General features: G+C 70.6%; 8 protein-coding genes. 4 read left to right on the top strand and 4 right to left on the bottom strand.

The features are described 5' to 3' along the window. Positions 1 to 56: 56 nt before the first annotated feature. Together ACFU9P_RS26725 and ACFU9P_RS26720 are read left to right on the top strand one after the other, a co-directional pair. On the top strand, positions 57 to 467 hold the full coding sequence (locus tag ACFU9P_RS26725) for a peptidase inhibitor family I36 protein (protein WP_384085357.1): 411 nt from the start codon (positions 57 to 59) through the stop codon (positions 465 to 467). Positions 468 to 579: 112 nt separating this feature from the next. Continuing rightward, on the top strand, positions 580 to 1,590 hold the full coding sequence (locus ACFU9P_RS26720; RefSeq protein ID WP_384085354.1) for a hypothetical protein: 1,011 nt from the start codon (positions 580 to 582) through the stop codon (positions 1,588 to 1,590). Positions 1,591 to 1,736: 146 nt separating this feature from the next. Here the strand turns inward: ACFU9P_RS26720 and ACFU9P_RS26715 are convergent, their stop codons facing one another. From ACFU9P_RS26715 to mshD, 4 genes are all read right to left on the bottom strand, one after another. Continuing rightward, positions 1,737 to 2,144, bottom strand: a complete 408-nt coding sequence (locus tag ACFU9P_RS26715; protein WP_384085439.1) for an NUDIX hydrolase — start codon at positions 2,142 to 2,144, stop codon at positions 1,737 to 1,739. A 104-nt stretch (positions 2,145 to 2,248) separates the two neighbouring features. Further along, complete coding sequence (locus ACFU9P_RS26710; RefSeq protein ID WP_384085351.1) at positions 2,249 to 3,373, bottom strand: CHAD domain-containing protein; 1,125 nt, start codon at positions 3,371 to 3,373, stop codon at positions 2,249 to 2,251. Further along, positions 3,360 to 5,594, bottom strand: coding sequence for an RNA degradosome polyphosphate kinase (locus tag ACFU9P_RS26705; protein WP_376385748.1), 2,235 nt, complete (start codon positions 5,592 to 5,594; stop codon positions 3,360 to 3,362). The genes ACFU9P_RS26710 and ACFU9P_RS26705 overlap by 14 nt, the downstream gene beginning before the upstream one ends. Before the next feature lie 465 nt (positions 5,595 to 6,059). Then, a complete protein-coding gene (gene mshD / locus ACFU9P_RS26700) occupies positions 6,060 to 6,980 on the bottom strand; it encodes a mycothiol synthase (protein WP_384085347.1) in 921 nt (306 codons plus the stop codon). A 244-nt stretch (positions 6,981 to 7,224) separates the two neighbouring features. On the opposite strand from mshD, the gene ACFU9P_RS26695 reads away from it, so the two are divergent. Then, positions 7,225 to 9,030, top strand: a complete 1,806-nt coding sequence (locus ACFU9P_RS26695; protein ID WP_384085344.1) for a bifunctional metallophosphatase/5'-nucleotidase — start codon at positions 7,225 to 7,227, stop codon at positions 9,028 to 9,030. A 229-nt stretch (positions 9,031 to 9,259) separates the two neighbouring features. Next, complete coding sequence (locus tag ACFU9P_RS26690) at positions 9,260 to 12,055, top strand: NACHT domain-containing protein (protein WP_384085341.1); 2,796 nt, start codon at positions 9,260 to 9,262, stop codon at positions 12,053 to 12,055. Positions 12,056 to 12,065 lie beyond the last annotated feature (10 nt).

The following is a 12,065-nucleotide window of genomic DNA, read 5'->3' as shown; positions in this document are numbered from 1 at the left end:
GGCCATGCGTGATACCCCCCTCCGTGATTGTGCCGAAAGCAAACGAAGGGAAGCTCATGCGTTTCACACGTCTCGCCGCCGCCGGTGCGATGTCCTTCGCCCTGATGGGTGCCGGCCTCGCCACCGCCGCTCCGGCCAGCGCCGCGGTCGCCTGCCCGGCGGGTGCCGCTTGCCTGCACTACAACTCGAACTTCGAGGGTGCGATCTTCGCGCAGACCGGCGGTGTCTCCGACTACGCGGGTCATACGTTCGTCGCCTCCAGCTACCCCAACGGCTCCAACGGCGCTGGTCAGAACGTCAAGAACAATGCCGCGTCGGTGAACAACAACAACGTCAACCGCCAGTTCCGCGTCTACTTCAACTCCGGCTACAACGGCAGCTTCGCGTACCAGACGATCGGCGCGTTCGCTGCCGCCAACCTGAACTCGACGATGAAGAACAACAACGCCTCCGGCCAGTTCATCTGACCAGGTCATACCCAGGCGCCTCACTGATGAGGAGCTGACGGGCGCTCCGCTCGCCGGAATCGAGCGGAGCGCCCGCTTCACTCTCGCACCCCTTCTCAAGGAAGTTGAGCCCGTGTCCCACCGTCGCACCCCTTCTGCGGCGTTTGCCGCGCTGGTTCTCGCTCTTGCCTTCGCCGCGCTCACCGGATGTTCCCGGAATGCCCCTGGTCCGGGCTCCGGGGATGCGGGCGGCCCGACCGCCCAGGCCGTTCTCGGCGATCTCGACATCCCCGAGATCACCATTCGGGTGGAGAAACCCGTCCCGATCGAGGGCTATCTGCTGTCCGACGAGCAGTGGAGGAGGCTCGGCGCCGCCGAGGAAGTACTGCGTCAGCGCTGTATGCGACGGTTCGGCCTCTCGTACGAGATCTTCCAGCCACGGCAGCAGGACGGTCCCGCGCAGACCCTGTCGGAGTTCCGCTACGGGGTGCTCGACCCCGGGTACGCCGCCGAGTACGGCTACCGCACCCCGGCGGCCCGGGAGCAGGCGAGCGCGGAGAAGCAGTCCGGCGCGGGCGTCGGCGCCCAGGACACGGTGCCCCTCATGTCGAAGGACGAGAAGCTGGTCCTGCTTGGCGGCACCGACCCGGCGAAGATCGCCAGGGGTGAGGCTCAGGGCGGTGGCCAGGACTTCAAGGGCCAGAAGGTGCCGAAGGGCGGTTGCGTCGGTGAGGCCCGGGAGAGACTTGGCGGCGGCGACCCGGCGGGCGCTGGAGACTCGCAGCTCGCCAACGACATCAATCTGAACAGCTTCTCCCGGTCTCTTGAGGACAAGCGTGTCCAGGACGTCTTCGCCAAGTGGTCGGCGTGCATGAAGAAGAAGGGGTATGCCTACCCGACGCCCATCGAGGCGAGCAACGACAAGCGCTGGGCGGCCAGCCCCGGTTCGGCCGAGGAGAGGGCCGTGGCCACCTTGGATGCCAAGTGCAAGATGGAGAACAATGTCACCGGGGTCTGGTACGCGGTCGACGTTGCCTATCAGGATCAGGGGATCGACCAGAACGCGGGCGAACTCGACGCGGTCGAAAAGGGCATCGACGAGCGGATGAAGCTGGCGGCTGACGTTATGCGGCGGGCTGAATAAATGCGGCAGGTGGATGTCAATTGCCGATCGGCCAACGGAAATCAGCCCCGTACACCGATGCGTTCCGGGAATTGCCCTCCACGTCACCCCGAGTTGATGTTCGCCTGAGAACGCCTTTAATTCTCGGACGCGCCTGATCGATGCCGTTAGATATTGGCGTGCAGCGCGGTCAGCAGTGCGTCGACCAGGAAGCGGTCGCGGGGCTGGGTCAGGCGGTCTCTGGCGGCTTCGGGGGCGAGCCAGGCTATGCGGTCCACCTCGGCGTTCGGGGTGAAGGCGCCGTCCGTGGCCTCGGCCGCCCAATAACTGACCTGCTTGGGGCGGCCCTGGGCGAGATAGCTGACCGTACCGAGGGGGGCTCCGGGGGCGCAGTGGTGGCCGGTTTCCTCGAACACCTCGCGTACGGCTGCGGCCAGGGTGCCTTCCGCGCGCTTGAGTTTGCCCTTGGGGTGCGACCAATCGTCGTATTTCGGCCGGTGTACGAGACAGATCTCGGGGGCACCGCCGTCGCCGGCGGGGCGGCGCCAGAGGACACAGCCGGCCGCGAGCACCATGCCCTGCCGGTCCGGCTTGTCCTGGTTCCTCTGGTTGTTCCCGTTGTCCTGCTCGCTCTGGTTCCTCTGCTCGTCCTGGTCACCGTCCCGCGGCCCGTACCCGGTCATGGCGTGGTCGCCGCCGCCCGCTGCCAGACCTGCTGGAAGGCGAAGCGCGCCGCCTCGACCTCCAGGCGCTGGTCCGCGTGCAGCACCCCCAGGGCGTACGCCGTCGCGGGCGCGATCCTCGGGGTGCGGGCCGCGTTCGCCGCGGCGGCCGCCGCCTCGGCCGCGTCCCGGTGCCGGTCCAGGGCCTGGCCCGCGCCCAGCAGCATCGGATCGGGGGCGCCGCCGGCGCTCCAGACCTCCTGCGCGTACCGGTGCAGCCGCAGCAACTGCCGTACGTGATGCCAGGGCGCGTCCTGCGCCTCGCCCTCCGAGGCCGTGGCCAGCCCGTGCACCAGGGCCTCCGCGTTGTACGGATGCGCCGCGCGGGCCAGCGGCAGCGCGGCCACCGCGTCCAGCAACTGCCGCTCCGTGCTCTCGCTCGGCCCCGCCAGCACCTCCACGGCCGGCGCCCCGGCCGGCGGTGCCAGCGGCACCTCCGAGGCCAGCACCGCCACGGCGTCCGCCACCGCGTGGAAGCGCGACGAACCGAGCGCCTGGAGCGCCGCCGAGTGCGCCCGCGTCCGCGCGAGCGTGAGCTGACGGTCCAGCAGCGCGCCGGCGCGCGACGCCCCGACGGTGAGTGTGCCGGGCGGCGGCCCCTCCGGCTGGCCGTCCGTACGGGAAGCAGCCGAAGCAGCCGAAGCGACTGAAGCCGCCGAAGCCGAAGCGACGGAGCCCGCCGGGGTTACGGCAGGTGCCACCGTCGCGCCCGAGAGCCGCGCCAGCGCCCCGAGCAGCCGGTGCAGCCGCCCCGTACAGGCGTGCTCCTGCGCCAACGTGCCCGACAGCCAGCCCAGTTCCGTACGGAGCTGATCCGCCCAGGCCGGATCGAGCAGCGGCCGGAACGTATGCAGCCCGCCGCCGATCCTGCGCGCCGCGCCGCGCAGCGTCCGGGCCGCGGCCTCGGCCGCCGCCGTGTCCGAACCGCTCTCGCCGTACATCCGCAGCGCGCGCAGGAAGTCCCCCGCGCGCGCGTGCAGATAGCCGGCCAGGACCTCGCCCGCCGTCAGGCGGTCGGTGTCGCCCGCAGTAAAGCGGTCACCCGCGGTAAAGGGGTCGATGTCCACTTCATGGTGCTGCACGCCGGCGCCTCCGGGCGTCTATGAGCATTTCCTGTACGTGCCGCAGCGGCCGGCCGTCCTGGTCCGTGGCATGCCGGGTCCAGTTGCCGTCCGCGCCGAGGTGCCAGGAGGAGGTGTTGTCGGACATTCCGGTCTCCAGCAGCCGGATGAGTGCCGTGCGGTGGGCCGTGTCGGTGACCCGGACCAGTGCTTCGATACGCCGGTCGAGATTGCGGTGCATCATGTCGGCGCTGCCGAGCCACACCTCCGGGTCACCGCCGTTGCCGAACGCGAAGACCCGGGAGTGCTCCAGGAAGCGCCCCAGGACCGACCGCACCCGGATGTTCTCCGAGAGCCCGGCGACCTCCGGCCGCAGCGCGCATATCCCGCGGACCCAGACATCGACCGGCACCCCCGCCATCGAGGCCCGGTAACAGGCGTCGATGACCGCTTCGTCGACCATCGAGTTGACCTTGAACCGGACATAGGCGGGCCGCCCTGCCCGGTGGTGCGCCACTTCCTTGTTGATACGGGCGATCAGCCCGTCCCGCAGGGACTTCGGCGCGACCAGCAGCCGGCGGTAGGTCTCCCGGCGCGAGTAGCCGGACAGCCGGTTGAACAGGTCGGACAGGTCGGCGCCGACCTGAGGGTCCGCGGTCAGCAGCCCCAGGTCCTCGTACAGCCGCGCCGTCTTCGGGTGGTAGTTGCCCGTGCCGACATGGCTGTACCGGCGCAGGGTGTCGCCCTCCTGCCGTACCACCAGCGACAGCTTGCAGTGCGTCTTCAGCCCGACCAGCCCGTACACCACATGGCAGCCGGACTCCTCCAGCTTCCGCGCCCACTTGATGTTGGCCTGCTCGTCGAAGCGCGCCTTGATCTCGACCAGCACCAGGACCTGCTTGCCCGACTCGGCCGCGTCTATCAGCGCGTCCACGATCGGCGAGTCGCCCGAGGTCCGGTACAGCGTCTGCTTGATCGCCAGCACGTCCGGGTCGGCCGCGGCCTGCTCCAGGAACGCCTGGACGGAGGTCGAGAACGAGTCGTACGGATGGTGCAGCAGCACATCGCGCTCGCGCAGGGCGGCGAAGATGTCCGGCGCCGACGCCGACTCCACCTCGGCGAGGTCACGGTGCGTGCCCGCTATGAACTTGGGGTACTTCAGCTCGGGCCTGTCCAGCCGCGAGATCCCGAACAGCGCCGTCAGATCCAGCGGCCCGGGCAGCGGATAGACCTCGGCGTCGGACACCTTCAGCTCGCGGACCAGCAGATCGAGGATGTACGGGTCGATGGACTCCTCGACCTCAAGACGGACCGGCGGGCCGAAGCGGCGCCGCATCAGTTCCTTCTCCAGCGCCTTCAGGAGGTTCTCGGCGTCGTCCTCCTCCACCTCCAGGTCCTCATTACGAGTCACCCGGAACATGTGGTGCGCCAACACCTCCATCCCCGGGAACAGCTCCTCCAGGTGTGCCGCGATCACATCCTCCAGCGGTACGTACCGCTGCGGCGAGGCCTCCAGGAAGCGGGACAGCAGCGGCGGCACCTTGACCCGCGCGAAGTGGCGGTGGCCGCTGACCGGGTTCCGTACCACCACGGCCAGATTCAGCGAGAGACCCGAGATATAGGGGAAGGGGTGCGCCGGGTCCACGGCCAGCGGTGTGAGGACCGGGAAGATCTGCTGCCGGAAGAGTGTGAAGAGCCGCGCCTGCTCCTTGTCGGTCAGCTCGGGCCAGCGGATGATGTGGATGCCCTCGTCGGCGAGGGCCGGGGCGACATCCTGCTGGTAGCAGGCGGCGTGCCGTGCCATGAGCTCCCGCGAGCGGGTCCAGATCAGATCGAGGACCTCGCGGGGCTGGAGTCCGGAGGCGGAGCGGGTGGCCACGCCGGTCGCGATACGGCGCTTGAGTCCGGCCACCCTGACCATGAAGAACTCGTCGAGGTTGGACGCGAAGATGGCGAGGAAGTTCGCCCGTTCCAGCAGCGGGGTCGCGGGGTCCTCGGCGAGCTCCAGGACGCGTTCGTTGAACGCGAGCCAGCTCCGCTCGCGATCGAGGAACCGCCCCTGGGGCAGCTCGGAGCCCTCCCGCTCTCCTTCGCCCTCCTCCTCGTACACATCGAGGTCGGAGTCGAGATCGGGTTCGAGGTCGGACCCGCCCACGGCGACCGCGTGCGGGCGGTGCGAGGCGATGAAACCGACGGACGGCTGCGGATGCTGGACCGGTACCTCGGCGGGCTGCTGGCTCATGTCCCCATTGTTCCGCGCAGAGGGGACGACCGGCGCGTCGGAGAGGGCAGGTGCGAGGCGGATCCTGCCGTTCGGCGTGGGGGGCAGAGCGGGCTGCATTGAGAGAGAGTCGCAAGACCGTCTGAATGGCCGGTAACGGTGACATGACGTGAAGGAAAGCGGGGCGGGGCTCCCCGGGGCGCGTTCCCGCGGGGGGCGCGGGGGTGTGCAGGTGGGGGTACGGGGGTGGGTACGGGGGGTACGAGAGGGGGCCCGGCAGAGCGCGGGGGTGCGCGCGGGGTCACGGGGGCGGAACGGAGGGTTACGGTCCGGATGCGGCGGCCCCCGAGGGCGGGGCAGCCGGGGCCGGGGGCCACGGGGCGAGGCCGGGCGGCCGGGGCCGAGGGCCGGGGTCCGGCGGTCGGCGCGGGGCCCTTGGCCGGCGACCCGCGCGGCCCCGGGGTCAGGACTCCGTGCGGTACATGGTCAGGACTCCGTGCGGTACATCAGGTCCACCTCGTGCGTGGCGAAGCCCAGCCGTTCGTACACCGTCACCGCCGCCGCGTTGTCCGCGTCCACGTACAGCATCGCCGTCGGCAGCCCCTCCGCCGCGAGATGCCGCAGCCCGATCGCGGTGAGTGCCTTCCCGAGCCCGCCGCCCTGCGCGTCCGGCCGGATGCCGACGACGTACACCTCGCCGATCCGCTCCTCGGCGTGCACCTTGGTCCAGTGGAAGCCGACCAGCTCGCCGCCGCGCTCCGCGAGGAAGAAGCCCTTCGGGTCGAACCACGGCTGGGCCATCCGGTCGTCCAGGTCCCGCTGTGTCAGCGCGCCCTGCTCGGGGTGGTGCGCGAACGCCGCCGCGTTGAGCGCGAGCCAGGCCGCGTCGTCCTGCCCCGGTACGAACGTACGGATCGTGACCCCCGCGGGCAGCACCGCCTCGGGAATCGCCGACGGGTCCAACGGGCGGCGCAACTGCCGCAGTTCACGGAAGAGCGTCAGCCCCAGCACCTGCGCGAGATGCCGCGCCGCCGACTTGCCGCCGTGCGCCCAGACCCGCAGCCGCTTCCCCGACGCCCCCAGCAACGCGGCGCCCAGCGCCCGCCCATGGCCCTGCCCCCGGTATCCGGGCCGTACGACCAGCTCGGCGGCGGGCGCCTCGACCGGGTCGGTGTCCTCAAGCTGCCCGTATCCGACCAGCACGTCGTCCACGCTCAGCAGGAAGTGCCGTACGCCCTCGCGGTGTCCGCCGCGCAACTGGAGCCGGCCCTGCTCGGAGATGGACTGCACCCCGTCCGAGACACCGGCCTCGGCGAGCAGATCGAGGACCTCCTCGGCCTGCTCCGGGGTGAGCGCGTCTAGAGTCAGAATCTGCCGGCCGGGCTCGCGGGCTGCTGCGTCAGTCATAACCCGAGGGTACGGCGCGCCCGCCCCGCGGATCCGCTCACGCCCCCCGCGGATCCGCCCACGCCCCGACGGCCCCCGCACCCCCAACGGCAACCAGGTCGTAACCCGGCACCCCCTGTCGCGCTACGCGCGTTGACCCTAGGCTGCGGGGCGCAGTATTCAACTCCGGACTTTTCACGATTCTCAATACCCTCAAAGCACTTCACGCATACGTTCGATACGCATTCGATCCACAAGGGGACCGATGTCAGCGACACCGCACAAGAAGCGCGCGGCGCGGCGGCTGCTTACCGCCGCAGCAGGTCTGGCGACCGTGGGCGCGCTGGTCGCCGCGATGCCCGCCGTCGCGAGTCAGGACAAGAACAAGGGCCACCACAAGGACGACCTGGTGGAGGTTCAGCTCCTTTCCTTCAACGACTTCCACGGAAACCTGGAGCCGCCCGCCGGCTCGTCCGGGAACGTCAACGAGAAGCAGGCCGACGGTACGACCAAGGCGATCCCCGCCGGCGGTGCCGAATACCTGGCGACCTCGCTGCGCAAGGCCCGCGAGGGCCACAAGTTCTCCGTCACCGCGGCCGGCGGTGACATGGTGGGCGCCAGCCCGCTGCTGTCCGGCCTCTTCCACGACGAGCCGACCATCGAAGCGCTCAACAAGATGGACCTCGATGTGACGGCCGTGGGCAACCACGAGTTCGACGAGGGCGCGGTCGAGCTGGGCCGCCTGCAGAAGGGCGGCTGCCACCCGACCGACGGCTGCTACGAGAAGGGGAAGAAGTTCAAGGGCGCCGACTTCCCGTACCTCGCCGCCAATGTGACGTCGGAGAAGACCGGCAAGCCGGTCCTCAAGCCGTACACCGTCTGGAAGACGCACGGCATCAAGATCGGCTTCATCGGGGTGACCCTGGAGGGCACGCCGAACATCGTGACCGCCGAGGGCGTCAAGGGCCTCAAGTTCCACGACGAGGTCGAGACGATCAACAAGTACGCCAAGGAGCTGCAGAGCCAGGGCGTCAACTCGATCGTCGCGCTCATCCACGAGGGCGGTCTGCCGGCCTCGTCCGCGTACAACTACGACTGTGACAGCCCCGCCCCCGGCGGCGGTGTCTCCGGTCCGATCGTCGACATCGCCAAGAACATCTCCCCGCAGGTCGACGCGCTGGTGACGGGTCACACCCACAACGCGTACGCCTGCACGATCCCGGACCCGGCGGGCAACCCGCGCCTGGTCACCTCGGCGGCGTCGTTCGGCCGGCTGTACACCGACACCACGCTCACCTACGACCGCCGTACGAATGACATCGTGCGGACGAGCGTCGAGTCGGCGAACCACGTCGTCAGCCGCGACCAGCCCAAGGCGCAGGACATGACGGACCTGATCGCCCGCTGGAACAAGCTGGCCGCGCCGATCTCCAACACCCCGCAGGGCTACATCTCCGCGGACATCAACGGCCGCGGCTCGACGAGCCCGGAGTCCCCGCTCGGCGATGTGATCGCGGACGCGCAGCTCGCGGGCACGGCCCCGGCGGACAAGGGCGGCGCGCAGCTCGCCTTCATGAACCCGGGCGGTATCAGGTCCGACCTGGTGTACGCGGCGTCGGGCGCCGAGGGCGACGGTGTGGTGACGTACGGCGAGGCGTTCACCGTCCAGCCGTTCACCAACATGATGAACGTCTTCGACCTGACGGGCGCCCAGATCGTCACGGCGCTCCAGCAGCAGGTGAGCGGCGCGAACGCGGCCTCCCCGAAGATCCTCCAGGTCTCGAACGGCTTCACGTACACGCTGGACATGACGAAGACCGGCGCGGACCGCGTCCTCACGGACACGGTGAAGCTGAACGGCCAGCCGATCGACCCGGCGAAGACCTACCGCGTCGCGATGAACGAGTTCCTCGGCGGCGGCGGCGACGGCTTCGCGGTCCTGGCCCAGGGCAAGAACAAGCTGGTCGGGCCCTCGGACCTGGACCTGCTGAACGCGTACCTCGCGGCCAACACGTCGGCCCAGTCTCCGCTGGCGCCCCCGGCGGCCAACCGGATCACGATCATCCGCTAGTCCCCGCGTACGCGTAGGGAGTGTCCGCGAAGTACCGCCGTCCGCCGCAAAGCGGGAGGCGAGACTTCGCGGACACACCTTTTTCGCCGTGCCAACGGTCGCTATCGCCGTCCCAAAGGCCGTTGCCGCCGTGGCAACGGTCGTTGAGGCGTGAACCCTTGTCACTCGTACGTGGGGCGGGGGCGCCGTTCCAGTCAGCCGTCCGTCCGCGTCGCTGGAAAATCCGGGCATGGGAACTGGGCGGCGGACGCGGCGAGTTGGGGTGCTCTATCTCGTGCTGGCGGCCGGCGGGATGGCCGGGGCCGTGGGGGTTGCCTTCCGGTTCGAGCTGCCGGTGGCCGAGACCGTGGCGGCTCTGCTTCCGTCGGTGGGCGGGCTGTATCTGTCGTGGGCGGCCTTCCGGGCCGACCGGCGGGAGGTGGCCGACGGGTACGACATGGCCCGGATCACCGACCGGCTGGCGGTGGCCGTGCGGGGGCAGTGGGAATCCGAGGCGCGGGTGCGGCGGCTGAACGATCCGTATCCGCTTCCGGTGTCCTGGCGGGCGGCCGATCCGCGATTCGGCGAATCGTGGTCCCTCCTGCGGGAGATGGCCGGTGAGCGGCCGTCCGGCCGGTCGGCTCCGCCCGCCGGCTGGGCCAGTGAGGCCGCAGGCCTGGCCGGGACCGGTGCGGAGATCACCGAGGTGTTCCTGGAACGAGTGCCGACACGGCGCCTTGTGGTCCTCGGCGGGCCGGGCAGCGGGAAGACGATGCTGCTGGTCCGGCTGTTGCTGGCGCTGGTCGCCGAGCGCGCGGAGGGCGACCCCGTTCCCGTACTGTTCCCGCTGGCCTCGTGGAATCCGGCGGAACAGACGCTGGAATCGTGGATGGCGGAGCGGCTCGCGCGTGACTACAGCGGTCTCGGCGCCGGTGCTCCGGAGGCGGGGTACGCGGATCACACGGGGTACGCGGATCGCGCGGGGCAGGCGCAGGGGCGCGGGCACGGGCAGGGGCTGGGGCGCGGGCACGGGCAGGGGCGCGGGCAGGATCAAGGTCAGGTCAGCCTCGCCCGGGCGCTGCTCGAACACCGGCTGATCCTGCCGGTCCTGGACGGGTTCGACGAGATTCCCACCCCGTTCCGCGCCATGGCGCTGGACGCGGTCAACGCCGCCCTGCCGCTCGGCCGGCCGCTCGTGCTGTCCAGCCGCGTGACGGAGTACGGGGACACGCTGGCCCCGGCCCGCGGCGTACCGGTCAGGCTCAGCGGTGCCGCCGCCGTGGAGCTGCGCCCCTTGGACGCGCCGGACATCGCCGGCTATCTGAAACGGGACGCCGGCGGCCAGGAGACGGCGGCGGCCGCCCGCTGGGATCCGGTGATCCGGCTGCTCGGCACCGACGCCCCCGTGGCACGCGCGCTGACCACACCGCTGATGCTGTTCCTGGCCAGGACGGTGTACAACCCCCGGCCCGGAGAACAGGCCGCCGTCCTCCCCACGCCCGCGGACCTGTGCGATCCGGCCCGCTTCCCCGGCGCCGCGGACGTCCGGGCCCATCTCTTCGACGCGTTCGTACCCGCCGCCTACCGGCCCCATCCGCGGTATCCGTGCCGCTGGTCCCCGCACCAGGCCGAGCACGCGCTGCGGTATCTGGCGCGCCATCTGCAGCACACCCTGGGGGGTACGTCGGACCTGGCCTGGTGGCAGGTGCGCCGTGCGCTGCCGTCCCGTACCGCCCAGGTGGTGACGGGAGTTGTCCTCGGTGCCGTCGCCTGGACCGCCGCCACCGTGGTGGGCAGGCTCACGGCGCTGCTCGCCGGCCTCGACTCCGGCTGGCAGACGGGCCCGCCCGCGGCCATGGTCGCGGGACTGGCCGGAGGGATCGCGGGCGGCATCGGGTGCGGTCTCGTCGCGGGAGTGACCGGGGGCGTCGCCGAGGGAGTGACCCACGTACTCACCACCGGGCAGCCGGGCTGGCTGCTGACGACGCTGGCGTACGGACTCGCCTACGGCTTCGCGGGCGGAGTCGTAGGTGCGCTGTCCAGCAGACTGGCAGCGGGGCGGCGTGGAGCGGTTTCGGCGAGGCGGTCCGGGGCGGTGCCCGGGATTCGGCGCCTTCGGGCCTGGGACTGGCGTATGTGCGGCCTCGGATTCACCGCCGGGGCCGTCCTCTGGTTCTCCTTCCGGCTCAACTACGGCCCCACCGCCGCAGCCGTCGGCGCCCTCGCCAACGGAACGGTCTACGCGCTGGCCGGCGGAGCCGTCGGCGCTCGCGCGAGCAGCCTGTCCGCACGTCGCCCGGACGCCATCCCGACCGTCCGCACCCGGTGGGCCTGGGACTGGCGGGGCTTTTCGGTCGGCCTCGCCAGCGGCTCCACCATCGGCATCACCCACTGGGCCGTCCTTCGGATCCAGTCGCTCCTCACCGGCACCCCCTCTTACACCTTCACCACGATGCTCTCCTTCTCCTGCGCGTTCGGGCTCGCCGTCGGAATCGCCCACGGCCTCGCCGGTAAACCGGCCGATCTCGCCACCTCGGTCGGACCGGCCGCCCTCCTGGACCAGGACCGGAGGATCTTCCGCAGGCTGTGGACCGTCGTCGGCCTCGCGGTCTGCGCCGCGTTCCTACTCTGTTACGGCGTCGAGTACGCCGTACAGGGCGGGTTTCACTACGGTCTGGGCCGGGGGACCACGGGCGGACAGGCGATCTCGATGACCCCGCCCCACATCCTCGACCGCGGCCTCGCCTACGGACTCACCGTCGGCCTCGCGGCGGCGCTCAGCCACAACGCCTGGTGGCACTACACCCTCACGCGCCACCACCTGGCGGCCCGCCGCCACCTCCCCCGGGATCTGACCGCCTTCCTCACCGACGCCCATGAACGACGCGGTGTACTGCGCCAGGTGGGAACGGTCCACCAGTTCCGTCACATCGACCTTCAGCACCACCTCGCCGCCCAGGGGCCGTGCGGCTCTTCGCGCTGCGTTCCGTTCATTCCGCAGCCGTTCATTCGGCCCTGTTCCACGTGTGACGTGTACCGGACATAATCCGAGGGCT

Origin of the sequence: Streptomyces sp. NPDC057617 (assembly GCF_042800555.1) — a bacterium.
Taxonomy (GTDB): Bacteria; Actinomycetota; Actinomycetes; order Streptomycetales; family Streptomycetaceae; genus Streptomyces.
Note: the sequence above shows the minus strand (reverse complement) of the source record. Positions and strands in the feature narration are given on the sequence as shown.

Excerpts from the sequence above, each read along its gene's own strand:
- ACFU9P_RS26725 (WP_384085357.1), top strand. The coding sequence starts at position 57 with ATGCGTTTCACACGTCTCGCCGCCGCCGGTGCGATGTCCTTCGCCCTG.
- ACFU9P_RS26715 (WP_384085439.1), bottom strand. The coding sequence starts at position 2,144 with ATGGTGCTCGCGGCCGGCTGTGTCCTCTGGCGCCGCCCCGCCGGCGAC.
- ACFU9P_RS26705 (WP_376385748.1), bottom strand. The coding sequence starts at position 5,594 with ATGAGCCAGCAGCCCGCCGAGGTACCGGTCCAGCATCCGCAGCCGTCC.
- mshD (WP_384085347.1), bottom strand. The coding sequence starts at position 6,980 with ATGACTGACGCAGCAGCCCGCGAGCCCGGCCGGCAGATTCTGACTCTA.
- ACFU9P_RS26695 (WP_384085344.1), top strand. The coding sequence starts at position 7,225 with ATGTCAGCGACACCGCACAAGAAGCGCGCGGCGCGGCGGCTGCTTACC.
- ACFU9P_RS26690 (WP_384085341.1), top strand. The coding sequence starts at position 9,260 with ATGGGAACTGGGCGGCGGACGCGGCGAGTTGGGGTGCTCTATCTCGTG.